General features: G+C 45.7%; 26 protein-coding genes. 15 read left to right on the forward strand and 11 right to left on the reverse strand.

Annotated features, from left to right (window positions below; all coding sequences use genetic code 11):
* Positions 1-137: 137 nt before the first annotated feature.
* A complete protein-coding gene (locus ACTRWI_RS04750; protein WP_499129690.1) occupies positions 138-683 on the forward strand; it encodes a gamma carbonic anhydrase family protein in 546 nt (181 codons plus the stop codon).
* Here the strand turns inward: ACTRWI_RS04750 and ACTRWI_RS04755 are convergent.
* The 4 genes from ACTRWI_RS04755 to tsaC form a co-directional block, all read right to left on the reverse strand.
* Complete coding sequence (locus ACTRWI_RS04755; RefSeq protein ID WP_499129691.1) at positions 680-949, reverse strand: DUF1488 family protein; 270 nt, start codon at positions 947-949, stop codon at positions 680-682. The genes ACTRWI_RS04750 and ACTRWI_RS04755 overlap by 4 nt on opposite strands.
* 16 nt (positions 950-965) lie before the next feature.
* The gene (gene aroE, locus ACTRWI_RS04760) at positions 966-1,796 is read right to left on the reverse strand and encodes a shikimate dehydrogenase (protein WP_499129692.1); all 831 of its coding nucleotides are present in this window, start codon (positions 1,794-1,796) and stop codon (positions 966-968) included.
* A gap of 77 nt (positions 1,797-1,873) precedes the next feature.
* Entirely contained in the window at positions 1,874-2,791 is a 918-nt protein-coding gene (hemF, locus tag ACTRWI_RS04765) for an oxygen-dependent coproporphyrinogen oxidase (protein ID WP_499129693.1), read from the reverse strand.
* 20 nt (positions 2,792-2,811) lie between these two features.
* The gene (tsaC, locus tag ACTRWI_RS04770; RefSeq protein ID WP_499129738.1) at positions 2,812-3,393 is read right to left on the reverse strand and encodes an L-threonylcarbamoyladenylate synthase type 1 TsaC; all 582 of its coding nucleotides are present in this window, start codon (positions 3,391-3,393) and stop codon (positions 2,812-2,814) included.
* 171 nt (positions 3,394-3,564) lie between these two features.
* On the opposite strand from tsaC, the gene purE reads away from it, so the two are divergent.
* Both purE and ACTRWI_RS04780 read left to right on the forward strand, forming a co-directional pair.
* The gene (gene purE, locus ACTRWI_RS04775; RefSeq protein ID WP_499129694.1) at positions 3,565-4,050 is read left to right on the forward strand and encodes a 5-(carboxyamino)imidazole ribonucleotide mutase; all 486 of its coding nucleotides are present in this window, start codon (positions 3,565-3,567) and stop codon (positions 4,048-4,050) included.
* 5 nt (positions 4,051-4,055) lie between these two features.
* Positions 4,056-5,186 (forward strand): 5-(carboxyamino)imidazole ribonucleotide synthase, encoded by a 1,131-nt coding sequence (locus ACTRWI_RS04780; RefSeq protein WP_499129695.1) that lies wholly within the window; start codon positions 4,056-4,058, stop codon positions 5,184-5,186.
* A 75-nt stretch (positions 5,187-5,261) separates the two neighbouring features.
* Here ACTRWI_RS04780 and ACTRWI_RS04785 read toward each other — a convergent pair whose 3' ends face one another.
* The 4 genes from ACTRWI_RS04785 to ACTRWI_RS04800 are packed head-to-tail and all read right to left on the reverse strand — an operon-like array spanning position 5,262 to position 8,517.
* Positions 5,262-5,831, reverse strand: coding sequence for a DNA topoisomerase family protein (locus ACTRWI_RS04785; protein WP_499129696.1), 570 nt, complete (start codon positions 5,829-5,831; stop codon positions 5,262-5,264).
* A gap of 12 nt (positions 5,832-5,843) precedes the next feature.
* A complete protein-coding gene (locus ACTRWI_RS04790) occupies positions 5,844-6,317 on the reverse strand; it encodes a DUF494 family protein (RefSeq protein ID WP_499129739.1) in 474 nt (157 codons plus the stop codon).
* Between the two features lie 5 nt (positions 6,318-6,322).
* Entirely contained in the window at positions 6,323-7,435 is a 1,113-nt protein-coding gene (gene dprA, locus ACTRWI_RS04795; protein WP_499129697.1) for a DNA-processing protein DprA, read from the reverse strand.
* Complete coding sequence (locus ACTRWI_RS04800) at positions 7,432-8,517, reverse strand: LysM peptidoglycan-binding domain-containing protein (protein ID WP_499129698.1); 1,086 nt, start codon at positions 8,515-8,517, stop codon at positions 7,432-7,434. The genes dprA and ACTRWI_RS04800 overlap by 4 nt, the downstream gene beginning before the upstream one ends.
* 129 nt (positions 8,518-8,646) lie before the next feature.
* Between ACTRWI_RS04800 and def the strand changes: the two genes are divergently transcribed.
* The 6 genes from def to ACTRWI_RS04830 all read left to right on the forward strand — a co-directional run bounded on the left by def (position 8,647) and on the right by ACTRWI_RS04830 (position 15,099).
* A complete protein-coding gene (gene def, locus ACTRWI_RS04805) occupies positions 8,647-9,162 on the forward strand; it encodes a peptide deformylase (RefSeq protein ID WP_004739338.1) in 516 nt (171 codons plus the stop codon).
* Between the two features lie 36 nt (positions 9,163-9,198).
* On the forward strand, positions 9,199-10,146 hold the full coding sequence (fmt, locus tag ACTRWI_RS04810) for a methionyl-tRNA formyltransferase (RefSeq protein ID WP_499129699.1): 948 nt from the start codon (positions 9,199-9,201) through the stop codon (positions 10,144-10,146).
* 89 nt (positions 10,147-10,235) lie between these two features.
* Positions 10,236-11,516, forward strand: coding sequence for a 16S rRNA (cytosine(967)-C(5))-methyltransferase RsmB (gene rsmB / locus ACTRWI_RS04815; RefSeq protein ID WP_499129700.1), 1,281 nt, complete (start codon positions 10,236-10,238; stop codon positions 11,514-11,516).
* 110 nt (positions 11,517-11,626) lie between these two features.
* Complete coding sequence (gene trkA / locus ACTRWI_RS04820; RefSeq protein ID WP_004739332.1) at positions 11,627-13,003, forward strand: Trk system potassium transporter TrkA; 1,377 nt, start codon at positions 11,627-11,629, stop codon at positions 13,001-13,003.
* 48 nt (positions 13,004-13,051) lie between these two features.
* A complete protein-coding gene (locus tag ACTRWI_RS04825; protein WP_499129701.1) occupies positions 13,052-14,497 on the forward strand; it encodes a TrkH family potassium uptake protein in 1,446 nt (481 codons plus the stop codon).
* Positions 14,498-14,523: 26 nt separating this feature from the next.
* Positions 14,524-15,099, forward strand: a complete 576-nt coding sequence (locus ACTRWI_RS04830; RefSeq protein ID WP_499129702.1) for a DUF3157 family protein — start codon at positions 14,524-14,526, stop codon at positions 15,097-15,099.
* On the opposite strand, the gene trhA is transcribed toward ACTRWI_RS04830, so the two are convergent.
* Positions 15,096-15,749 carry a PAQR family membrane homeostasis protein TrhA gene (gene trhA, locus ACTRWI_RS04835; RefSeq protein ID WP_499129703.1) on the reverse strand — a complete coding sequence of 218 codons (654 nt, stop codon included), beginning with the start codon at positions 15,747-15,749 and terminating at the stop codon, positions 15,096-15,098. The two genes, ACTRWI_RS04830 and trhA, sit on opposite strands and share 4 nt — an antisense overlap.
* A gap of 141 nt (positions 15,750-15,890) precedes the next feature.
* Positions 15,891-16,682, reverse strand: coding sequence for a sporulation protein (locus tag ACTRWI_RS04840; RefSeq protein ID WP_499129704.1), 792 nt, complete (start codon positions 16,680-16,682; stop codon positions 15,891-15,893).
* A gap of 283 nt (positions 16,683-16,965) precedes the next feature.
* Between ACTRWI_RS04840 and ACTRWI_RS04845 the strand changes: the two genes are divergently transcribed.
* The 6 genes from ACTRWI_RS04845 (at position 16,966) to ACTRWI_RS04870 (ending at position 22,141) form a co-directional block, all read left to right on the forward strand.
* Positions 16,966-17,133 (forward strand): hypothetical protein, encoded by a 168-nt coding sequence (locus ACTRWI_RS04845; protein ID WP_004739323.1) that lies wholly within the window; start codon positions 16,966-16,968, stop codon positions 17,131-17,133.
* 130 nt (positions 17,134-17,263) lie between these two features.
* Positions 17,264-17,527 (forward strand): YihD family protein, encoded by a 264-nt coding sequence (locus ACTRWI_RS04850; protein WP_171368730.1) that lies wholly within the window; start codon positions 17,264-17,266, stop codon positions 17,525-17,527.
* A 318-nt stretch (positions 17,528-17,845) separates the two neighbouring features.
* The gene (gene ccoG, locus ACTRWI_RS04855; protein WP_499129705.1) at positions 17,846-19,264 is read left to right on the forward strand and encodes a cytochrome c oxidase accessory protein CcoG; all 1,419 of its coding nucleotides are present in this window, start codon (positions 17,846-17,848) and stop codon (positions 19,262-19,264) included.
* A 77-nt stretch (positions 19,265-19,341) separates the two neighbouring features.
* A complete protein-coding gene (locus ACTRWI_RS04860; RefSeq protein WP_499129740.1) occupies positions 19,342-20,322 on the forward strand; it encodes a serine/threonine protein kinase in 981 nt (326 codons plus the stop codon).
* 55 nt (positions 20,323-20,377) lie between these two features.
* Complete coding sequence (locus ACTRWI_RS04865) at positions 20,378-20,977, forward strand: thiol:disulfide interchange protein DsbA/DsbL (protein ID WP_499129706.1); 600 nt, start codon at positions 20,378-20,380, stop codon at positions 20,975-20,977.
* A 210-nt stretch (positions 20,978-21,187) separates the two neighbouring features.
* The gene (locus ACTRWI_RS04870; protein WP_499129707.1) at positions 21,188-22,141 is read left to right on the forward strand and encodes a DUF2860 domain-containing protein; all 954 of its coding nucleotides are present in this window, start codon (positions 21,188-21,190) and stop codon (positions 22,139-22,141) included.
* A gap of 67 nt (positions 22,142-22,208) precedes the next feature.
* Here ACTRWI_RS04870 and ACTRWI_RS04875 read toward each other — a convergent pair whose 3' ends face one another.
* Positions 22,209-23,732 carry a YifB family Mg chelatase-like AAA ATPase gene (locus ACTRWI_RS04875; RefSeq protein ID WP_499129708.1) on the reverse strand — a complete coding sequence of 508 codons (1,524 nt, stop codon included), beginning with the start codon at positions 23,730-23,732 and terminating at the stop codon, positions 22,209-22,211.
* Positions 23,733-23,892 lie beyond the last annotated feature (160 nt).

Raw genomic sequence — 23,892 nt, forward strand, 5'->3', positions numbered from 1 at the left:
CAGCTTCACGTTGGCAAGGCCTTTTTTAAGTTTTTCTTACTTTTTTGATTGTTCGAGCGTTTTTTGTTCAAAACGTGCCATTTTCACTAGTATTCTCCACAATTAAAGGCTTAAGGTGCTTATATAAAGGAGGATTTATGAGTTCAATACGTAGTTACAAAAGTATATCACCTCAGATCGGACAAGGTGTCTATATAGATACAAGCTCAGTACTTGTTGGTGATATTAAAATCGGTGATGACTCTAGTATATGGCCTTTAGTCGCAATTAGGGGAGATGTGAACCATATCCATATTGGCGATAGAACTAATATCCAGGACGGCAGTGTTCTCCATGTTACCCATAAGAATGCTGAGAACCCTGAAGGTTACCCTCTATTAATAGGTAATGATGTCACCATCGGCCATAAAGTGATGCTGCATGGCTGCACGATTAAAGATCGTGTACTCGTAGGTATGGGCGCTATCGTATTAGATGGTGTGGTCGTCGAACAAGACGTGATGATTGGTGCAGGAAGTTTGGTTCCACCTAACAAGGTGCTTGAAAGTGGCTATCTATATGTAGGAAGCCCAGTTAAACAAGCACGTCCATTGAATGATAAGGAACGTGCTTTCTTACAGAAATCAGCTGACAACTATGTTCAGAATAAAAACGACTACCTAGACTCTGTGCTTCCCGTTTAAAGCGCTTTGATCTGAATTCTATTAGAGGAGTCATACTCCTCTTCTTCTATTAACTCTTCTGCTAACTCTTCAATATCAAAACGAAGCTCTGCAAAGATAGCCAACGCTTGACCACTTTCTTCAACGCCTTTGCCTGATAATCGTGACAATTCTTCAATCGAAACTACGCACTCAATCAGCGCGCCTGACTGCTGAGCTGGGAAAATGATAGATTGACTCTCTTCATCCCAATCTTGGATATCTGGAAATAGGATTGATTGATTCATTGTTATAAATACCTTGTTATATCTCTAGGTTCTTACGTAATTCTCTTAGAATCTGTTTTGTTCCCGGGCGAAGGCCACGCCACAACATAAAACTCTCAGCCGCTTGTCCTACTAACATCCCCAAGCCGTCATAAGCAGCATGAACACCATTATCTAGTGCCCATTGGTTGAATACCGTGTTGCCCGAACCATAAACCATGTCGTATACGACACTATTACTGTTGAAGATAGTTGGAGAAACTTCTGGTAGTTGACCACTTAGGCCTGATGACGTTGAGTTAATAATGACATCAAAGCCTTCGTTCACATCACTTAGCCCCATCCCTTTAATGTTTCCATGCGAAGCAAACATATCAGCTAACAGCTCAGCCTTTGAACTGGTGCGGTTAGCCACCACTAATTGCTGCGGCTTTTGATCAAGCAAAGGTTGAATCACCCCTCTTGCTGCGCCACCAGCACCCAGCAAGAGAACTCGAGCCCCTTCTAATGCCACTTGATGTTGAAGTAAGTCTTGAACAAGGCCTTCACCATCAGTGTTATCACCAATGATTTCTCCGTCATCTAACTTCTTCAATGTATTAACAGCACCGGCTAGTTGAGCTCTTTCAGTCAATCTATTAGCAAACTGATAAGCATCTTCTTTAAATGGTGCAGTGACATTACACCCTCTTCCACCTTCACTAAAAAAGGCTTTAGCCGAGGTAATGAACTGGCCATGTTCTGGCTGTAGTGCTGTATAGGTAAGTTGTTGGTTAGTTTGGCGAGCAAATAACGTATGGATGAATGGCGATTTGCTTTGCCCAATAGGGTTACCGAAAACGGCATAACGATCTACTTGCTGTGTCATATCCTTACCTAACAGAAATAATAAAAAGGGTCATCTATATAGATGACCCTATCACTATCCCTATAAGGAAGGAAGAACTACCAAGCTCGAGGTTTTAGGTAGTCGCTATAAAGCAACGCTTCTGGTGACCCAGCATGAGGTTCGTAACGGTATTCCCAACGAGCCAACGGCGGCATAGACATCAAGATAGACTCTGTGCGCCCGCCACTTTGTAGGCCAAACAAGGTACCACGGTCATAGACTAGGTTGAATTCAACGTAGCGACCGCGACGGTATAGCTGGAAGTCACGCTCACGTTCACCATAAGGTGTCTCTTTACGACGCTCAACAATAGGTAGGTACGCCGTAGCATAGCCTTCACCAACAGCCTGCATATAAGCAAAACTCTTTTCAAAGCCCCACTCATTTAAATCATCAAAGAACAGACCACCAACACCACGCGTTTCATCGCGATGAGGCAGATAGAAGTACTTATCGCACCACTCTTTGTGTTCTTGATACACGTTATCACCAAATGGCGCACACAGATCTTTAGCGGTTTGATGCCAAGACTGGCAATCTTCATCGAAAGGATAGAATGGCGTTAAATCAAACCCACCACCGAACCACCAGATAGGGTCTTCGCCTTCTTTTTCAGCAATAAAGAATCGAACGTTAGCATGAGAGGTTGGGATATAAGGGTTTTTAGGGTGGATAACTAACGATACACCCATTGCCTCAAACTTACGTCCGGCTAATTCAGGGCGATGAGCCGTTGCTGAAGCGGGCATTGCCTTACCTGCAACGTGAGAAAAGTTTACACCACCTTGTTCAAAGACTGCACCGTCAGTCATCACACGAGTACGACCACCGCCACCAAGGCGATCGCCAGGTTCGCGTTCCCATGCATCTTCTTTAAATAGTGCGCTACCATCAGCTTGTTCAAGCTGTTGGCAAATCGAATCTTGTAGGCTCAGTAAAAACTGCTTTACTGCATCTTTATCAATTGCTGACATTTTACTTTCCTTTGCAGGGCTTAACCCTGTCTTAATATTTTCGACGTTTTTGCATCTCTGATTTCGCTTGGCTTGTCACGACCACCCGTTTTTCCTTCAAGAATCGCAACCAAGTGTTGACCAAGTTGCTGTTGTACTTCTTCAGTTGTCATACACGGTGGTTCCCCCGTCAGGTTAGCACTGGTAGAGGTTAACGGCTTACCGAATTCATTACACATTCTTTGAACCAAAGGGTGATCCGTCACTCGCACAGCGATTGAATCAAACTGACCACTCACCCAATCTGTCACTTTAGCACTGGTTGGCATGATCCAAGTGACCGGCCCCGGCCATGTTGCTTTAACCGTCGCTAGTTGCTCATCGGTCAGTTGGCTTTCATCAATGTAAGGAAGCAGCTGCTCGTAACTTGCAGCAATCAAGATCAAGCCCTTTTCAACTGGACGCTGTTTTAACTCGAGTAATTTCTTGATGGCATGTGGATTATCAGGATCACAACCAACCCCAAAAACGCCTTCGGTCGGGTAAGCAATGACTTCGCCCTGTTGTAATGCCTGCAATGTATGTTGAAAGTTATCCACGGGTTGCCTCGTTAAGTCAGTTATCGAACTCGCTAAGTGTACAAATTATCACTCACTGTTACTAAAGCTATTTATTTATAAAATGTATCAATTGGCAATTTAGACTGACGCAAACGTTTTCCTAAAGCAGTTTTACCCGTATAATGCGCGAAAAATATCTAATCACTAATTAAATCGTACCTGAAGGAGTTTGAGATGAATGTCGGTATTATCATGGGTTCTAAATCTGATTGGCCAACAATGAAGCTCGCTGCGGAGATGTTGGATCAGTTTGGCGTAGCGTACGAAACAAAAGTGGTTTCAGCTCACCGCACACCTCAGTTGCTTGCAGACTACGCAACCAGTGCGAAAGAGCGCGGTATTAAAGTCATTATTGCTGGTGCTGGCGGTGCTGCCCACCTACCAGGCATGGCGGCGGCTTTCACAAGCGTACCTGTACTTGGTGTTCCAGTTCAGTCTAAAGCGCTGAAAGGTATGGATTCTCTACTTTCTATCGTGCAAATGCCAAAAGGCATCGCGGTAGGTACTCTGGCTATCGGTGAAGCGGGAGCAGCGAACGCTGGCATCCTAGCTGCTCAAATCATTGGTACACACAATGAAGAAGTAATGGCAAAAGTAGAAGCATTCCGCTCTGAGCAAACAGAAACGGTACTTGCTAATCCAAACCCTGCAGAGGACTAATTCCCATGCATGTTCTTGTGTTAGGCGCGGGCCAACTTGCTCGTATGATGTCCCTAGCTGGGGCACCGCTGAATATTGAAATTTCTGCTTTTGATGTTGGCAGCAAAAATATTGTTCATCCATTAACGCAAGCAATTCTAGGCAACGGCTTAGAAAATGCGATTGAGCGCGCGGACGTCATTACTGCTGAGTTCGAACACATCCCTCATGATGTCCTTGAAGTATGTGAGCGCAGCGGTAAGTTTTTACCGACCACAGAAGCGATCAAAGCTGGCGGTGACCGTCGCCTTGAAAAAGCGCTGTTAGACGAAGCGAACGTGAAAAACGCAAAGTACTTCGTGATTAATTCTCGTGAAGACTTTGACACTGCAATTTCTCATGTTGGCCTACCGATGGTGTTGAAGAGCACACTTGGCGGCTACGATGGCAAAGGCCAGTGGCGCTTAAAAACATTAGACAAGGTTGAAGCAACTTGGACAGAAATGGTCGAGTGCATTGCTGCAACCGACAATCAGGCAATTGTGGCAGAAGAGTTTGTTCCGTTCGACCGTGAAGTATCACTAGTTGGTGCTCGTGGAACGAATGGAGAGGTTCAAGTTTACCCATTGGCAGAAAACGTTCACACCTATGGCGTATTAAGCCTATCGACCGCAATTGATGATATTGAGCTGCAAGAACAAGCGAAAGCCATGTTTACCGCGGTTGCTGAGCGCTTAGATTATGTTGGCGTGCTAGCACTTGAGTTCTTTGACGTTCAAGGTTCACTGTTGGTTAACGAGATTGCACCACGTGTTCATAACTCAGGCCACTGGACACAGCAAGGTGCAGAGACTTGTCAGTTTGAGAATCACCTTCGTGCAGTTTGTGGAATGCCACTTGGTAGCACCAAGTTGATTCGTCCAACTGCAATGATCAACATCCTTGGTGAAGATACTCTACCTGATGCTATTTTGGCTCAAGGCGGTTGTCATGTGCATTGGTATGGTAAAGAGAAACGAGCAGGCCGTAAGATGGGTCACATTAACGTGAGCGCAGACTACAGCGCCGAACTGCAAAGAACATTATGTTCTCTGGCAGATATCCTCGACAAAAAAGCTTATCCAGCTATTCATGAATTTGCTGAGCAGATGAAATAAGCCAGCATAGCTTTGTTAGTTTAGATACAAAAAATGGCGCTCAGTGAGCGCCATTTTTATTTCTATAACCTGAGGCTATTCAGATTGAATATGATGACACTTGCGGTCGGCACATTGCTTTTTCATTCCGTGAGCTGTTTTTTTCTCAAGTAACAGCGGGAACTGACACTCTTCACAACGACCGATAATAGGCGGCTGGTTTACTGCAAACTTACACTTGGGATAGTTATCACACGCGTAGAAAGTTTTGCCGTAGCGAGATTTACGCTCGACCAAATGGCCTTTGCCACATTCAGGACAGCCAACCAACTGCCGCTCTTCAGGTTGTTCTTTGGGCTGGTCTAAAGATTCAATGTGATTACACGCAGGGTAGCTGCTACAACCGATAAACATGCCGTAGCGACCTTGCCTCAACACCAACTCATTTTGGCATTTAGGGCACGGTACACCCAGATCTTTCACTACATGGCCATCGTTTTGGTGCAAAGGCTTGATGTAGTCGCAACTCGGATATTGCTTACAGCCTAAAAATGGGCCGTGCTTACCGTGTCGAAGCTGAAGCTCTCCGCCACACTTTGGACACGGTTCGTACTCTAGTGCATGTTCATGTGCTGAGAAAAGCTGATTATCAATCTTACTACTCATGATAAGCCTGTATTAATGCAAGATACCTTGCTCTTTGGTGTACAACAGCTCTTCCATTTGCGTGTAAGCACTTTCATTACCCGGTACGTTAAACAGCACCATTAAGATAATCCACTTCAGATCATCCAACTCAAATTCATTGGTCTCTAACCCCATCACACGATCAATCACCATTTCACGAATCTCTGTCGTGAGGACGTTGATCTGCTCGAGGAACAACAAGAAACCACGACACTCCATATTAATACGTGATATCTCTTTACTTGTGTAAACACGCATCGAGGTATTAGAGCACATAGTAATCGCCGCTTGGTTATCGGTATCTTGCAATGCAGCAAGGTCTTCTAACCAATGGAGAGCTTTATAAATATCATCTTGGCGGAACCCCGCTCGAAGAAGTTCATCCTCAAGTTCGTCTTGATCCACCTGCAATTCAGAATCGCTATGGATGTAGGTTTCAAACAAGTACATCAGTATGTCCATCATCATAGCTAGCCTCTCCCCTTTCGAATATAGCCACCGGAAACTGCAACAACATGCCCTGAGAGCTCAAGCTCTAAAAGCTGCATCATGACTTCATGCACAGGTATATGGGTTCTCTGTGCCAAAATATCAACGGGTGTCGTCTCTAATCCTACGTTAGCTAACAGATGTGGAAATAGCAATTGTTCATTTTCCTCCAAGCTTGGCGCAGGTTCGAATAAATTAGGCTGTTGATCTATAGACCAGTCTAACAGACTCTTTATCTCAACCAAGACATCTTGAGCACTCTGTACCAAGCAAGCACCGGCTTTAATTAAGCTATTGCCTCCACGGCTCGTTGGGCTATGGATAGAGCCTGGAAGCGCAAACACTTCACGTCCCTGCTCCAAAGCGTAGCGAGCGGTAATTAGTGAACCACTCTTCTCTGCAGCCTCGATTACCAGGGTTCCTAACGATAAACCGCTAATAATACGATTGCGACGCGGGAAATGTTCAGGTCGAGGTTTAGCACTTGGACGAAACTCTGAGATTAGCGCCCCACTTTCACATATCCTAGCCGCGAGATTTCTGTGTCGCGCAGGATAAATAGCATCCAAACCAGCCCCCAACACAGCAAAGGTTTCACCTCCTTTTTGTAGCGCACCATCATGAGCATAGCCATCGATGCCTAAGGCTAAGCCACTGGTCACAATCAAGCCATTTTGTACAAACTCTTTAGCAAATGATTTCGCAGTTTGTAGCCCTTCGATACTGGCATTACGGCTGCCGACCATGGCGATTTGAGGCTCTATCAGTTTTTCAACGTTGCCCTTAACGAAAAGAACAGTGGGCGCCGAGGCAATCTCACTCAACAATTTAGGATAATGTGGGCAAGTCGGAGTCAGGATGTGATGGTTAGGTTGTTTAGCCTGCCAAGCGAGACAAGCTTCTACCTCTCTTGGGGCTTGCTCTCGTAGATAGGTGATTTGTTTAGTTGATAAGCCCAATGCTTGTAGCTGTTGCCGTGAGTAACCAATAATCTTTAAAGGAGAATCAACACTCAGTAGGCGAGCAAGACGCTTTCCACCCAGTTGCGGAATAAAGCTTAACGTTAACCAAGCGATCAGTTGCTGTTCATTCACTCGCTTCCCTCTTGCGTCACAGCTAGATCCAAAGGCGATACCGCCAAAATGTGATTACTCACTGGCTTTAAACTTTGAGTGATCAAGGCGAGGCTAAAATACTCATAAGGTCGAATGACCATAAGGCTGCCCACCGAGATACTTGGTAGCTGCACCTTATTACTCGCTGCAGACGCTTTATAGCTGTATTCACCTTGTTTGCCGAATACAACAGCACCACTTTCTCTGAGAGTAAACATAGAGCCTTGGCGAAGGTTGTCATGCGAGCCCTTGTTGATCACCACCACCTGATTTTTTGCACTGTATTGATTACCCTCGAGAGAACCTAAAAGATTGGCAAACTGTCCCGCAGAACTGGGGGTAGGATAAAACGTAGTAGAAAGATTCACTTGGTCGACCCCCAGCTCTGGCAGTACTAGATCGTTAAGTAGAACTTCTTGCAGCTGAGTGTCTATCTGTAGGCTACTGAACTCATCATCGACTTCTTGTAGGCGCGCAGTGGCAACCAAGCGCAAAGAAGTGATACTCGCTTGAGGATGCTGCCTTTGATAAGTTTCAACGGCGCGGTAGATACCCCACTTAGGATGTTGCTGGTTTCCTGATATGAATAATCGTTCTTCCCCAGACAAGAAGCGTTTTCCATCGCTTGTTCCCAACACTCGTTTCGTTGATTCAAGATCTTGCTGCTCAACCAAGCGAGCAGACTGCAAATAAGGCAAAACCAATCCCTCATTAACGGTAGGTACTGCTTTCTTCTCCGAGACACGGATCTTAGGGCTGAGTTTTATAACAGGCTTGAGGCTCAACACAGGTTCACCATTAATCCGAACCAACGACAGTTTGTCTCCGGGATAAATAAGGTGAGGATCTTCTATTTCGGGATTCATCTGCCATAGCCTTGGCCACAACCAAGGGCTATCGAGATACATTGCTGAGATGTCCCACAACGTGTCGCCCTTAACCACTACATAAGCTTCAGGTGCACCTCGCTTAATGGCTAAAGGTTGCTCTCTATTCTCTGCCACTACGACAAAAGAAATAGAGGAAAAAACAAGCGATAAAGTGGGGTAAATATGACGCATGACCTAGCTTCCTTGGTCTGTATATTTGGAGAATTACCATCAGGATGCTGTCATTTGACCTCTAAAATGTCTAGAATTGAGCCAACAAGGTTAAAGCTGTTTCGGCACAGTTCAATATTTCGAGTGTATATGTCTGTATTACAAGTATTAACATTACCAGATGATCGTCTACGTACCGTGGCGAAACCGGTAAAAGAAGTTACCCCAGAGATTCAAAAGTTCGTTGATGACATGATTGAAACCATGTACGACGAAGAAGGTATCGGCCTTGCGGCAACGCAGGTAGATTTCCACCAGCGTATCGTAGTAATTGATATCTCAGAAACGCGTGATGAACCAATGGTTCTTATCAACCCTGAGATTATCGAGAAGCGCGGCGAAGATGGTATCGAAGAAGGTTGTCTATCTGTACCTGGCGCTCGAGCTCTAGTACCTCGCGCTGCAGAAGTAACGGTTAAAGCACTAGACCGTGACGGCAACGAATTCACCTTCGATGCTGATGACCTTCTGGCTATCTGTGTTCAGCATGAGCTTGACCACCTAGAAGGCAAGTTATTTGTTGATTACCTATCGCCACTTAAGCGTAAACGTATTCAAGATAAGCTAGCGAAAATCAAACGCTTCAATGAGAAGCAAGGCAAATAATCGCAGCTATTACTAAATTAAGAAGGAAGCCTTACCTTGAGTCAGTCTTTAAGAATTGTCTTCGCAGGTACTCCGGATTTCGCCGCCCGTCACTTGGCGGCGTTGTTGTCTTCGGAGCATGAAGTTATTGCTGTTTACACACAGCCAGATCGTCCAGCAGGCCGCGGTAAGAAACTGACTGCGAGCCCAGTAAAAAACATCGCACTTGAAAATAACATTCCGGTTTACCAACCAGAAAACTTCAAGTCAGATGAAGCTAAGCAAGAATTAGCAGATTTGAATGCTGATATCATGGTAGTGGTTGCTTACGGCTTATTGCTTCCACAAGTGGTTTTAGATACGCCTCGCTTAGGTTGTATCAATGTACATGGCTCTATCCTACCGCGCTGGCGTGGTGCTGCTCCAATTCAACGCTCTATCTGGGCGGGTGATAAAGAGACTGGCGTGACGATCATGCAGATGGATATCGGCCTAGACACAGGTGACATGCTGAGTATCGCTACGTTACCAATCGAAGCAACAGATACTAGCGCATCTATGTACGAGAAGTTAGCGGGCCTTGGCCCTGACGCTCTTGTTGAGTGTTTAGCTGACATCGCTTCTGGCAAAGCGGTCGCTGAAAAGCAAGACGACGAACTTGCGAACTACGCGAAGAAGCTAAGCAAAGAAGAAGCACGTATTAGCTGGAGTGATGACGCGGCTCATATTGAGCGCTGCGTTCGCGCTTTTAACCCATGGCCAATGAGCCACTTTGAAGCTGCGGAAAACAGCATCAAAGTATGGCAAAGCCGTGTAGCAGAGCAAACCTCTGATAAGCCTGCAGGTACTATTCTGCAATCCGATAAAACGGGTATCTATGTAGCAACGGGGCAAGGTGTACTTGTTCTTGAACAGCTACAAGTTCCAGGCAAAAAAGCCATGTCAGTTCAGGATATCTTGAACTCTCGTGCAAGCTGGTTTGAAGTCGGAACTCAACTTTCTTAACCGCTTTAAAGCTGCCATAACGCAGTTATGAAAACCTTTACGAGGGCAGAGATGCCCTCATGTATTTAAATAAATATTCGGTACCCCTCATGAATGTTCGCGCTGCTGCTGCAAATGTCCTATTTCAAGTTGTCGATAAAGGCCACTCTCTTTCACACGCTCTCCCTGCGGCTCAAAAAACGATCCGCCCGCGAGACCATGCTCTATTGCAAGAGATTTGCTACGGCGCACTTCGTTACCTGCCTCGCCTAGAGTCAATCGCTAACGAACTGATGGAAAACCCGCTTAAAGGTAAAAAGCGTGTATTCCACCACCTGATTCTGGTGGGCATTTACCAACTGAGCTTCATGCGCATCCCTTCGCATGCAGCTGTTGCTGAAACGGTTGAGGGCACCAAAACACTGCGTGGCCCAAGCCTAAGTGGTTTGATCAACGCTGTATTGCGTAGCTATCTACGTGACCAAGAAGATCTGGATGAAAAAGCGGTTAGCCACAACGCGGGCAAATACGGCCACCCAAGCTGGATTCTAAAAATGCTTCAAGAAAGCTACCCAGATCAATGGGAACAACTGATTGAAGCCAACAACAGCAAGGCACCAATGTGGCTGCGCGTAAACCGCCAACACCACACTCGTGACGAGTATGTTGAACTGCTTAAAAACGAAAACATTGAATACACCCTGCACTCAGAAGCAGCAGATGCAATAAAATTGGCTTCACCTTGTGATGTAACTTTATTGCCAGGCTTCGACAAAGGTTGGGTTTCAGTACAGGACGCAGCGGCTCAGCTTTCGGTTGATTACCTAACACCAAAAGACGGTGAGCTAATCCTAGACTGTTGTGCAGCACCAGGCGGCAAAACCGCGCACATTCTTGAGCACACTAACGACACAGAGGTTGTTGCGATTGACTGTGATGTTAAACGCTTAGACCGCGTTTACGATAACCTTGAACGTCTACAACTGCGTGCCGACGTAATTTGTGGCGATGCTCGTTACCCTGAAGAGTGGTGGATGGGCGATAAGTTCGATCGTATCCTACTTGATGCACCTTGTTCGGCGACTGGCGTAATCCGTCGTCATCCAGACATCAAATGGCTGCGTCGTGCATCTGATATTGAAGCGCTTGCTGAACTGCAAAGTGAGATAATGGATGCAATGTGGCGCCAGTTGAAAGAAGGCGGAACCATGGTTTACGCAACATGTTCTATCACACCACAAGAGAACGTTCTGCAGGTGAAAGCATTCCTAGAACGTACTGAGAACGCAACACTAGTTGGGTCTGATATCAAAAATCCGGGTCGTCAAATACTGCCTGGTGAAGAAGATATGGATGGCTTCTACTACGCAGTTCTAGTAAAACAGGCTTAACAATTAACAGCGGCTAAGGATTTTATTTCTTAGCCGCTGTTTCTTTCTAGTGCACTATCAAAGCAGAATGAGAACACTAGAATTACAACGGCAAAAATAAGAGAAAGGCTATGAAGATCATTATCCTAGGTGCTGGACAAGTAGGCGGTACCCTTGCTGAAAACCTAGTGGGTGAAAACAATGACATCACGATCGTCGACCGTAATGCCGACCGACTGCGTGAACTTCAAGATAAATATGACCTTAGGGTTGTAAACGGCTATGCCAGCCACCCAAACACATTACGTGAAGCGGGTGCGCAAGATGCCGACATGTTAGTTGCAGTAACCAACATGGATGAAACCAACATGGCCGCATGTCAGGTTGCCTTCTCTCTTTTTAATACGCCAAACCGAATTGCACGTATTCGTTCTCCAGAATATCTAGAAGAGAAAGAAGCGCTGTTCAAATCAGGTGCAATCCCTGTCGATCACCTAATCGCACCAGAAGAACTGGTCACCAGTTACATTGAGCGTTTGATTCAATACCCAGGCGCACTACAAGTGGTGAGCTTCGCAGAACAGAAAGTCAGCCTAGTGGCGGTAAAAGCCTACTACGGTGGTCCACTGGTTGGTAATGCCCTGTCTGCTTTGCGTGAGCACATGCCACACATCGATACACGTGTGGCGGCTATCTTCCGTCAAGGTCGCCCTATTCGCCCACAAGGCACCACTATTATTGAAGCCGATGATGAAGTGTTCTTTGTAGCGGCAAGTAACCATATCCGCTCAGTTATGAGTGAGCTACAGCGCCTAGAAAAACCATATCGCCGCATCATGATTGTTGGTGGTGGTAATATCGGTGCAAGCCTAGCGAAACGCCTTGAGCAAAGCTACAGCATCAAGCTTATCGAGCGTAGCTACACACGTGCAGAGAAGCTATCAGAAGAATTAGAAAACACTATAGTATTCTGTGGTGATGCAGCAGACCAAGAGCTACTCACCGAAGAGAACATCGATCAGGTTGATGTATTCATTGCCCTAACCAATGAAGATGAAACCAACATCATGTCGGCAATGCTGGCCAAGCGCATGGGTGCCAAAAAAGTAATGGTACTCATTCAGCGCGGTGCCTATGTAGACCTTGTGCAAGGCGGTGTGATTGACATTGCAATCTCCCCACAACAAGCGACCATTTCTGCACTACTTACTCACGTTCGTCGTGCTGATATTGTTAACGTATCTTCTCTACGTCGCGGTGCTGCTGAGGCTATCGAAGCGATTGCCCACGGTGACGAGACCACATCTAAAGTCGTTGGCCGAGCAATTGGCGATATCAAACTACCACCGGGTACCACCATTGGTGCCATTGTTCGCGGAGAAGAGGTGCTTATCGCGCACGATAGAACCGTGATCGAACAAGATGACCACGTAGTAATGTTCCTAGTAGACAAGAAATACGTGCCAGATGTTGAGTCTCTTTTCCAACCGAGTCCGTTCTTCTTGTAGCCTTGTTCTCATAAGTCTTCACGTAACAACGCGCTTAGGCATTAAGCTATGGTCAATTTTCGTCCTATATTATTAGTGATAGGGTTAGTGTTATCAAAACTGGCCCTTTTCATGTACATCCCAACACTAGTGGCCTTCTTTACTGGCACCGGTGGTTTTCTCGAATTCGGTCAATCAGTGGTGATCACGCACATCGTGGCGTTCATCTGCTTGAGTTTAGGCCGCTCTGCTATGTTCAGACTTGGGGTGCGGGATATGTTCCTGATCACCTCTTTGGTATGGACAATAGCCAGTGCCTTCGCCGCGCTGCCGTTCGTATTCATCAATCACATCAGCTTTACTGACGCTTACTTTGAAACCATGTCGGGGATTACCACAACCGGTTCAACAGTACTGAGTGGCTTAGACAGCATGGCACCAAGTATTCTGCTGTGGCGCTCAATACTGCAATGGCTTGGTGGCATTGGTTTCATCGTAATGGCGGTGGCAGTACTGCCGATGCTCAACGTCGGTGGTATGCGCCTATTCCAAACTGAATCTTCCGATTGGTCCGATAAAAGCAGCCCTCGAGCAAAAACAGTCGCCAAGAACATCGTAGCGGTTTATCTGGTATTAACGGGCTTATGCCTAGTGAGCTACCTGTTTGCAGGCATGAGCGTGTTTGATGCCATCAACCACTCGTTTACCACACTATCGACTGGCGGTTACTCGACTTCAGATGGCTCGATGAACCACTTCTCAAATAGCGCTCACTGGGTGGGCACTCTGTTCATGTTCCTCGGTGGCTTACCGTTCCTACTTTTTGTTAGCGCATTGCGCGGTAGAAAACTGTCTATCCTCTACAAAGATGCTCAAGTGAAAGGCTTCACTTACCTATTCTTGTTCACCAGTGTGGTCATTTCAGCATGGCTAGTGGTGAGAGATGGCTATACCGTTTTGAATGCACTGCGTGTTTCTATGTTCAACATCGTATCCGTGGTCACCACTACCGGTTTTGGTTTGGAAGACTTCACTGCATGGGGCGCACTACCCACCACCTTGTTTGCCTTCTTGATGATGGCTGGCGCATGTTCAGGCTCAACCTCGGGTGGTATCAAGATATTCCGCTTCCAGATAGCGATGACGATGCTTCACAAACAGATGATGAAGTTGATTCACCCATCAGGCGTATTTGTTCAGCGCTACAATCAACGTCCTGTGAGCGACGATATCGTGCGCTCATTGGTAGCATTTGGCTTGATGTTCTTTATTACGATTATCTTAATCGCAGGCGGTTTAAGTGCGATGGGATTGGACCCAATTACCAGTATCTCTGGTGCTGTGACTGCAGTTGCTAACGTGGGTCCGGGAGTGGGTAGTGTTATTGGTCCAACAGGTAACTTTGCTCCACTGCCAGACGGTGCTAAATGGTTACTAAGCTTCGGCATGTTGATGGGAAGGCTCGAGATCCTGACGCTTATCGTTCTATTCTTCCCAGCCTTCTGGCGACGCTAGTTACACAAATATTTAAGGATACAGAGATGAGATCATACCTACTTATCGCAAGCGCACTGCTGAGCAGTTCAGCATTAGCCGATCAGATGGTGACTCTGCAAGATGGCAAAAAGATATTGCTGAAAGATGATTTTACGTGGCAATACGTGGCACCACAACAGAAAACCAAAGAAGCAGTAACGTCAGAAAGTACGATGCCTGTTGCTGCCGCACCTGTTGTCGCCGTTCCGATTGCAACGAATGTGCGAGGTACGACGATTGTTGTTGATAGCAAGAAGCCGAGCCTACAGTTGTCACAATCAGGGGTTGATGTGGTACTCGGTGCTAGCCACTATAAAGATGGTGAGCTGATTATCCCAACGGCGATTACCAATCAAAGCACACAAGCTGTGATCTTGGTATCGGTAAAGCTCGACCTTTATTCTGCCAGCGGTGAGCTTTTAGAAGAGAAGACGGTCTCCGTTTGGAAATCAATCAAGCGTATGGCAGATACCTACCTTCGGCCAAAAACGGATGCTGAAGGCACCTCGATCAAGCTAGAGGTTGAGAAACATCCTGAGTACCAAATTAAAGCAGAAATCGTTGAAGTACTGACTCGCTAAACCGGAGTCACGTACAGATAGATCGCGAAGAAGTGGCAAGCGCAGCCCGCCAACACAAACAAGTGCCAGATGGCATGATTGTAAGGGATGCGCTTAGCTACATAGAGAATCACACCTAACGAGTAAATCACGCCACCGAGTGCTAACAGCACCAAGCCGCCTATATCAATATTCATCGCCAGTTGATACACCACGATCAGTGACAGCCAGCCCATCGCTAAATAAGTTACCAATGACAAGCGCTTAAATCGGTAGACGAAGGCTATCTTCATAATAATACCGACCAGTGCAATTCCCCAAATCACCGCCATCAAGCCTATCGCTAATGGCGTTCTTAAGCTAACCAGTAAAAATGGTGTGTAGCTGCCTGCGATCAGTAGGTAAATCGCGCAGTGATCGAGAGTTTTCAGCAGACGTTTGGTTTTCTCGGTGGTGATAGAGTGGTAAAGCGTAGAAGCAAGAAACAACAGGATAATACTGCTGCCATACACCGCCATACTGGTAATCGTCAGTGTGTCGGCTTGATGGTCAAACGCACGGATCAGTAGCAGGATTAGACCAACCACGCCAAGTACAACGCCCAAGCCATGGGTTATCGCATTGGCGCGTTCTTCGATGTCACTGTATTCGCTCGCCGATGATGCAGACATGATTATCCTACTAGAGTAAATGTTCGATAACGCTAGTATTACACATTAAGCTTACACGTGTAAGCTTAAATTTTTATAACATGTAGAATCTCGGAAGATCAGAGACAACCGATCCCTTAAACATCATTTATTTAGAAAACACTAAGACGCTTTTTCTAGGTACTCAATGACCATCTTACCCGCCTCTTCTGGGGAGGTATCGAGTGGAACGCTCAACTGTCGATGCAATTGGCCAATGCCCAGCAAGCTTGCCAACATACCTTTTGCCCCATCGCGATTGCGGTCTATTTCAAACCATAGCTTAAGTTCTTTGTCATCACGATGAGCAACTACTTCCAGCTCGCGCCAGCGGCCATGATAAGGCCCAGTGGTTGGAACAAATTCAAATTCTTGAACAAATGGTAGTTCAAAGCCATCAACCGCTTCACACTCAACCTGACGAATACGTAGCCCTTGAGCTTCCAGCTCGTTAAAAATGCCATCAAGGAGTGCATCAGGGCGAACCGTTAAGATATCTTTATCCGAAGGGTCAATCGCCATCGCGATGTCTAAACCTGTTTCCAGCCACACCTTGGAATCGCCAATCGTCACCGGTGTGTTCAACGGAACATCAAACTCACACTCAAAGTCGCGAGTTTCACCCGGCTGAATAATAAACGCGTATGGCAGGCTCCATTTTGCTAGTGAGTGTGTCTGCTGCATGCGGCGCGTTTGGCCGCCCTCTTGCCTTTGCGAGTTCATGGTAACTTCTTTGACGTAACGACAGCACAGATTAAGATCGATATTGTCGATCTCCTGCGGCTGGGCGCCACCATACACATGCACAATAATGCTCGCCTTCTGCCCTGGGTACAGCGCTTCCTGTTGCAATACAGAATCGACCTTGGCCGACCCAATACCAAAACTTGCTAACGTTTTCTTTAAGAACGACATATGCACCTCCTTTAAAGCATCATCTTAAGCCTGAAAGAGGTTCAAACTCAAATATACTGCTCACACAATTTTAGCTCTAATATCGTCTATTTATCACTCAAGCGTCGATCGATAACTAAGATAGTGATAATCTGATACTCGATATGCATGCATATCATTATCCTGATTTACTATTCGGATTGGCGGAAGCCAGACGAGTGACTCTTCAAGCAATTGAGGCGGATCTCATAGTGAATCAGGCCATTAGATTGGCAATGGATATGCCTGACCGTTTGGTAAATTAATGCGCCCAACAGCTGTCAGGTTCTCGCACACCAACCGTAGTGCGATGCGTCGTCGTAGTGGCTTTGTTGCTGCTCCAACGGCAAAAAAATTGGCTCCGACAATGACTTTAGTTGAGAAGACTGCTTTATTAGCACCGACTACAACAAAAGTAATTAAAGCCGCTTAACAAAAAGCGCAGTTTTTACTGCGCTTTTTTCTTGCCCGACATACTCTGGAAATACGTTTACACATTGGTATTCCTTAACCTATTTGATACCTTACCCACAAATCATTATAAAATTTGTGGAGAATAAAGTATGAAGTGTCACCGCATCGAAGAACTGCTTGAATTGATGGAGCCTGAGTGGCAAAAAGATCAAGAGCTTAACTTATTGGAGTTCATCATAAAGCTGTCAAAAGAAGCAGGCTACGATGGCAAGCTTGAAGACCTGACTGACGATGTTCTTATCTACCATCTGAAAATGCGCAACAGCGAGAAAGATGAAATGATTCCTGGCCTTAAAAAAGACCAAGAAGACGATTTCAAAACCGCAATCCTAAAAGCACGTGGCCTACTTTAATCATCTCTATGTGTTAAAACACCATTGCGTTATAAATAGCTCAATTTAAAAAAGCGACCACTCGGTCGCTTTTTTGTTTCTGTTCGCTATTTTTTCGTCACAACTGTTATGACTTTTGTTGTTAAAGGTTGATTGCGTTAAAGAAATGACAACAAAATTGTCGCTATAATCGCCACCCATAAGGGTCTTCTAAAATAATAAGAGTAAGTGCACTTTCAGCCTTGCAACAAACTTAAGCTTAGATCCTCTAACATCATATTTTTAAAGCAATGTCGTCAATACTCTCGAAGAAGAGTATAGCCACCAAAAGGATAGTCCATGAGTCAGGATAAAATCGATATCAAAGATGTGACTCCTAAAACCTTTAACCCTAAGACACATAAAGGTAATGGAGATCGATTTAACCCCAATAACCGAATCTATGTTCGAGAGAGCAAAGGTAAATTCCAACAATTACGCCGCTACGGTGGTTGGTTCTTACTTTTACTTTTTGCGCTGACCCCATGGATTCCATTTGGAGAGCGACAAGCAATCTTGCTCGATATCGGTAGCCAGCAGTTCAACTTCTTCGGCACCACGTTATACCCGCAAGATCTAACCTTACTTGCGATCTTATTCATGATTGCCGCCTTTGGCCTGTTCTTTATCACCACCTTTTTAGGCCGTGTTTGGTGTGGTTACCTATGCCCGCAAACCGTATGGACCTTCATGTATATCTGGTTCGAAGAGAAACTCGAAGGTGCTGCCAATAAGCGAAGAAAACAAGATTCCGGCAAGTTGACTACCAACCTGATGATCAGAAAAACCATCAAGCACATTGCGTGGTGGGCGATTGCGATTGCGACCGGTTTAACCTTTGTTGGTTACTTCATTCCAATCAAAGAACTAGTGGTTGGTTTCTTTACATTTCACTCTCCATTCTGGCCTGTGTTCTGGGTACTGTTCTTCGCTGGCTGTACTTATGCTAACGCTGGTTGGATGCGTTCAATTGTGTGTCTGCATATGTGTCCTTATGCTCGCTTCCAATCTGCGATGTTTGATAAAGATACTTTTATCGTAGGCTACGATAACAAGCGTGGTGAGAGCCGGGGCCCTCGTTCTCGCAAGGCTGATCCAAAAGCGCTTGGTCTTGGTGACTGTATTGACTGTAACCTGTGTGTGCAAGTGTGTCCGACGGGCATTGATATCCGTGACGGCCTGCAATACGAATGTATTAACTGTGGTGCGTGTATTGATGCTTGTGACAAAACCATGGAGCGTATGGGCTATGACAAAGGTCTGATTAACTACACTACGGAGCATAGACTTGAAGGACGATCAACTAAAGTAATGCGTCCTAAGTTATTAGGCTACGGTGCAATACTTGTTCTTATGCTTGGCTTGTTCTTTGTACAAATCGCTAGCGTCGACCCAGCAGGATTAAGCGTTCTGCGTGATAGAAACCAACTGTTCAGAGTCAACACTCAAGGGCTAGTTGAAAACACCTATACCCTCAAAGTGATCAATAAGACTCAACAAGAACAAGAGTACAAGCTCGAAGTCAACGGATTACCAGGTTCAATTTGGTACGGCAAGCAGACCGTGAAGGTTGCTCCGGGCGAGGTTTTGAACCTACCTATCAGTTTAGGTGCCGATCCTGAGAAACTGAGCTCACCTGTTTCGACAATTCAGTTTATACTCTCGGATAATGAAGAGTTTACGATGGAAGTAGAAAGCCGCTTTATCAAGAAGCTCTGATACTAATCACACACGATTGGTATAACACCTAATCAATGGAAAAAGGCTCAGTAATGAGCCTTTTTTATTATATGACGATGCAAGCCTTTAACTTTGATAATCTAACCCCCGACTTCATGTGGTACGCACTGGAGAGCATTGGGGTACGAGCTGAATCTGGGCTCCTTGCTCTGAACAGCTACGAAAACCGGGTCTATCAATTTACCGATGAAGACCGTAAACGCTACGTCGTTAAGTTTTATCGCCCTCAGCGCTGGAACAAAGCACAGATCCAAGAAGAGCATGACTTTGCATTAGAGCTCATCGACCAAGAAATTCCCGTCGCGCCTCCAATGCGTATCAATGGTGCTACCTTGCATGAGTATCAAGGCTACCTGTTCGCGCTATTTGAGAGCGTCGGTGGCAGACAGTATGAAGTAGATAATCTGGATCAATTAGAAGGCGTTGGCCGTTTCCTTGGCAGAATTCATAAGGCGAGTGCAGCGAAAACCTTTCTGCATCGTCCGACGATCAGCCTAGATGAATATCTGCATCAACCACGTAAGATCCTAGAAAACTCTCAGTTTATCCCGATGCATCTAGAGAACGCATTCTTTAACGACATCGACATGCTGATCAAAGAGTTAGAGAGTCAATGGCCGAACAACATTGAGAACATCCGCCTGCATGGTGATTGCCACCCAGGTAATATCTTATGGCGCGATGGGCCAATGTTCGTCGATCTCGATGATGCACGTAACGGCCCAGCGGTCCAAGACCTATGGATGCTGCTCAATGGTGAACGCCAAGATAAGCTGATGCAACTGGATATTCTGCTAGAGAATTACCAAGAGTTTTGCGATTTTAATAGCTCACAACTGAAACTAATTGAGCCCCTGCGCGGTCTACGTATGGTGCATTATATGGCTTGGTTAGCTAAGCGATGGGACGATCCAGCGTTTCCGTTGGCCTTCCCATGGTTCAATGATCCTAAATATTGGGAGCAACAAGTACTTGCCTGTAAAGAGCAAATTGCTACCCTGCAAGAGCCACCACTTTCGTTAATGCCTCAGTGGTAACCGCAATCGCAACATACAACTAGATAAAAATTCAAACATAATGGAGATTGAATAAATGAAAAAGCTATTCGCATTTTTCTCATTGATCATGTTGAGCCTATCAGCTCACGCTGCGAAATTTAACGAAGGTGAGCACTATAAAGTTCTTGATCTAAAAGCATCAAAGAAACCTATGGTAACTGAATTCTTCTCGTTCTACTGCCCACACTGTAATAGCTTTGAACCTATCATCCAGCAGCTAAAACAGCAGTTACCGAAAGACGCTACGCTGCAGAAAAACCATGTTTCATTCATGGGTGGCAAAATGGGCCTGCCAATGAGCAAAGCTTACGCGACTATGATTGCACTAAAAGTCGAAGACAAAATGGTACCAGTGATGTTTAACCGCATTCACAATATGCGCAAGCCACCACGCGATGAAACAGAACTGCGTCAAATCTTTATAGATGAAGGGATTGATGCAAAGAAGTTTGATGCGGCTTACAACGGCTTTGCAGTAGATTCCATGGTTCGTCGCTTTGATAAAGCATTCAAAGATAGCGGCCTTTCTGGTGTTCCTGCCGTTATAGTAAATAATCGTTACCTAGTAGAAGCACAAGGCATCAACGGCCTAGATGAATACTTCGAGTTGGTTAACTTCTTACTGAAAAAGTAAAAAATCAAAATCCAAATTAAGGAAGCTTTGGCTTCCTTTTTTGCACCAGGCACTTTTTAGTTATCTCTCACAAAAACATTGTTTGGGGACACGTTTCAGTCAACACTTATAAGACACACGATAAAGTGAACTTTTAGGCGTTATTGTTTTCTACAGCTTTTTGTCAATAGCGATTTATTGCTACCAATCACTGGGGCAAGGAGCCTCTGAATGAAAATCAAATATACGTTATTAGCGCTTAGTGTTGCCGCTGCGCCCGCGTTCGCCAAGCTTGCTGATGAGCAAGGCTTCAGTGGTGAGATATCGATCAACACAGGTGTCACCTCTTCAACCTCAAACTTTAATACCGATGCAGAAAGCACAATTTCATCAATCAATCAAAAAGCCTCATCCGAGAGCTCGTTTATAGTTGTGCCTCTAGGCAGCATTGCGTACACCTTTGGTGAAAAACTAAACCATCAAGTTTACACAGGTACTGCACGTGATGACGTGGCAACGGGTAAGGTAGTTCTTGAGGTTGGTTACAAATACCAACTTGAGTCAGGCATGGTCATTGAAGCTTCACTATTGCCAACCATCATGTCTGGTGAAACTTGGGCTGATCCATACAACACGAGCTCAGCACGCACTAAAACCGATGAAACCGGTAATGCGTTCCGTCTCACACTTGAAAACATCGCTGGCTCTGCGTTCTCACTGGATATGGCTTACGCAACTAAGGAGGTAAAAAACGACTTAGTTGAAGATGCACTAAAGCGAGACGCCGATACCTTTTACCTGAAAGGTCAGTATCGCCAACCAATTAGCCGCACCATGATGCTGATACCGTCTTTGATTTATCAATCCAGTGATGCAGACGGCGATGCGGCATCGTTCGAACAGTTCGGTGGTGAGGTTAGCTTGTTTGGTGGTATGGGCCGTCACCAATACGCACTAACAGCGGGTTACAATCAGCGCTCTTACGATGCAAGCAGCATGACTTTCCAAAAGAAGCGCAGTGATGACAACATCAACCTATTCGCCGCATATGAATATGATCAATTCATGGGTTGGGAAAACTGGTCGTTCATTTCTCTTGCAGGTTACGGTACGCGCGACTCGAACATTACCTTCTATGATGAGTCTCAATACATCGTTTCGGTTGGCTTGAACTACAAGTTCTAACCCCAACCGATACGGATGCACTATCAAACTAAAGCCTGTATCTATGCAGGCTTTTTTCTGCTTTTCACTACACAGCTTGTGCCGTAAGTTGCTTCAATAATCTATCCATCGCGCGATAACCGAGAGCTTCCGATAAGTGTTTCTTTTCTATCTGCTCGTTACCATCCAGATCAGCAATAGTTCGTGCGACCTTAATGATTCGGTGATAGGCGCGAATCGATAACCCTAAACGATGCAGTGCTGTTTCGAGAAACTCCGCATCTTCGCGTCTCAATGGGCAGTACTTTTCAATTTCTCGACTACCGAGCAGTGCATTCGATTTATGGTTCCTAGACAGCATGGTTTGACGAGCCTGCTTAACTCTTTGCTTTACTACTTGGGTGGTTTCGCCGCGATCACCACCTTCGGCGAGCATTCCTTTAGGTAAAAGTGGAATTTCAAGAGACATATCAAATCGATCAAGCAACGGCCCTGATAGTCGGTTGAGGTAGCGCAAAATGATCTGTGGGTTAGCGCGTGCTTGATTCCCCTCATAGTAGCCTGTCGGGCTAGGATTCAGTGCACCAACCAACTGAAAACGAGCAGGAAAACGAGTTTTACCCGCCGCACGCGAGATAATGATTTCACCTGATTCCAGAGGCTCACGCAATGAATCGAGCACCTTGCGCTCAAACTCGGGCATTTCATCAAGAAACAAAAGGCCATTGTGCGCCAAAGATATCTCTCCGGGTCGAGGTACAGAGCCACCACCAACCAGCGCAGCCATTGAGCTCGAATGATGTGGTGCGCGAAACGGACGTTGCTTCCAGTTGTACTGATTAATCTCTTGCTGAGTTAACGAAGCCACCGATGCAGTTTCCATCGCCTCGTCATCACTCATGTCAGGTAATAAATCACGTAGACGAGACGCCAACATAGTCTTGCCCGTTCCGGGAGGCCCGAGAAAAAGTAAGTTATGGTTACCCGCTGCTGCGATCTCTAATGCTCGCTTACCCTGCTGTTGGCCGATGATGTCCTGCAAGTCGCGAAGCTCAGACACATCGACTTGATGTTGCTCAGTACGATACAAACCCAGTTGAGCCTGACCACACATATCTGCGCAAACTTCCAATAGGGTTTGAGCCGACTTATGGGCCCCCTTACCCACTAGGGCCGCCTGATCACCATTGTGATGCGGCACAACTAAGCAGCGCTCGACACTATCAGCAGCCAGTGTCGCTGGCAGTACCCCTTTCACTGAGCGCAGTTCTCCCGATAATGCCAATTCACCAATAAACTCATGTTGCGCGATCTTAAAGTTAGGTAGTTGCTCAGAGGCGACTAAGATTCCAAGCGCAATCGGTAAATCAAAACGGCCGCCCTCTTTTGGCAAATCCGCTGGAGCAAGGTTGACCGTGATTCTTTTCGATGGAAACTCAAAGCGAGAATTGATGATGGCACTTCTGACTCTATCCTTGGACTCTTTGACTGTCGTTTCAGGCAACCCCACCAGCGTGAACCCCGGCATTCCATTGCTGATATGCACCTCAACCGTCACTTCTGGCGCTTCTACCCCCACACTAGCACGGCTATGAATTATCGCGAGTCCCATAACTTTCCTTTGTCTTTGATTTAAAAGTATTCGCTCTGGATATTCGTTGTGCACCAAAGCAATAAGATTGTTATATAGCTTGGTGGAATGGTGTTTTAATGTGAAAAAAGAATGACATTTTCCTTGTCATGCGACAGATTTGTGTGATAACACTAGAGAT

The sequence above is a fragment of the Pseudoalteromonas sp. G5_S1_14_S5 genome (assembly GCF_054968605.1).

Bases quoted from the DNA above. Each gene is read 5' to 3' on its own strand.
- ACTRWI_RS04750 (WP_499129690.1), top strand. From the start codon at position 138: ATGAGTTCAATACGTAGTTACAAAAGTATATCACCTCAGATCGGACAA.
- ACTRWI_RS04755 (WP_499129691.1), bottom strand. From the start codon at position 949: ATGAATCAATCAATCCTATTTCCAGATATCCAAGATTGGGATGAAGAG.
- aroE (WP_499129692.1), bottom strand. From the start codon at position 1,796: ATGACACAGCAAGTAGATCGTTATGCCGTTTTCGGTAACCCTATTGGG.
- hemF (WP_499129693.1), bottom strand. From the start codon at position 2,791: ATGTCAGCAATTGATAAAGATGCAGTAAAGCAGTTTTTACTGAGCCTA.
- purE (WP_499129694.1), top strand. From the start codon at position 3,565: ATGAATGTCGGTATTATCATGGGTTCTAAATCTGATTGGCCAACAATG.
- ACTRWI_RS04780 (WP_499129695.1), top strand. From the start codon at position 4,056: ATGCATGTTCTTGTGTTAGGCGCGGGCCAACTTGCTCGTATGATGTCC.
- ACTRWI_RS04785 (WP_499129696.1), bottom strand. From the start codon at position 5,831: ATGAGTAGTAAGATTGATAATCAGCTTTTCTCAGCACATGAACATGCA.
- ACTRWI_RS04790 (WP_499129739.1), bottom strand. From the start codon at position 6,317: ATGATGGACATACTGATGTACTTGTTTGAAACCTACATCCATAGCGAT.
- ACTRWI_RS04800 (WP_499129698.1), bottom strand. From the start codon at position 8,517: ATGCGTCATATTTACCCCACTTTATCGCTTGTTTTTTCCTCTATTTCT.
- def (WP_004739338.1), top strand. From the start codon at position 8,647: ATGTCTGTATTACAAGTATTAACATTACCAGATGATCGTCTACGTACC.
- rsmB (WP_499129700.1), top strand. From the start codon at position 10,236: ATGAATGTTCGCGCTGCTGCTGCAAATGTCCTATTTCAAGTTGTCGAT.
- trkA (WP_004739332.1), top strand. From the start codon at position 11,627: ATGAAGATCATTATCCTAGGTGCTGGACAAGTAGGCGGTACCCTTGCT.
- ACTRWI_RS04825 (WP_499129701.1), top strand. From the start codon at position 13,052: ATGGTCAATTTTCGTCCTATATTATTAGTGATAGGGTTAGTGTTATCA.
- ACTRWI_RS04830 (WP_499129702.1), top strand. From the start codon at position 14,524: ATGAGATCATACCTACTTATCGCAAGCGCACTGCTGAGCAGTTCAGCA.
- trhA (WP_499129703.1), bottom strand. From the start codon at position 15,749: ATGTCTGCATCATCGGCGAGCGAATACAGTGACATCGAAGAACGCGCC.
- ACTRWI_RS04840 (WP_499129704.1), bottom strand. From the start codon at position 16,682: ATGTCGTTCTTAAAGAAAACGTTAGCAAGTTTTGGTATTGGGTCGGCC.
- ACTRWI_RS04845 (WP_004739323.1), top strand. From the start codon at position 16,966: ATGCGCCCAACAGCTGTCAGGTTCTCGCACACCAACCGTAGTGCGATG.
- ACTRWI_RS04850 (WP_171368730.1), top strand. From the start codon at position 17,264: ATGAAGTGTCACCGCATCGAAGAACTGCTTGAATTGATGGAGCCTGAG.
- ccoG (WP_499129705.1), top strand. From the start codon at position 17,846: ATGAGTCAGGATAAAATCGATATCAAAGATGTGACTCCTAAAACCTTT.
- ACTRWI_RS04860 (WP_499129740.1), top strand. From the start codon at position 19,342: ATGCAAGCCTTTAACTTTGATAATCTAACCCCCGACTTCATGTGGTAC.
- ACTRWI_RS04865 (WP_499129706.1), top strand. From the start codon at position 20,378: ATGAAAAAGCTATTCGCATTTTTCTCATTGATCATGTTGAGCCTATCA.
- ACTRWI_RS04870 (WP_499129707.1), top strand. From the start codon at position 21,188: ATGAAAATCAAATATACGTTATTAGCGCTTAGTGTTGCCGCTGCGCCC.
- ACTRWI_RS04875 (WP_499129708.1), bottom strand. From the start codon at position 23,732: ATGGGACTCGCGATAATTCATAGCCGTGCTAGTGTGGGGGTAGAAGCG.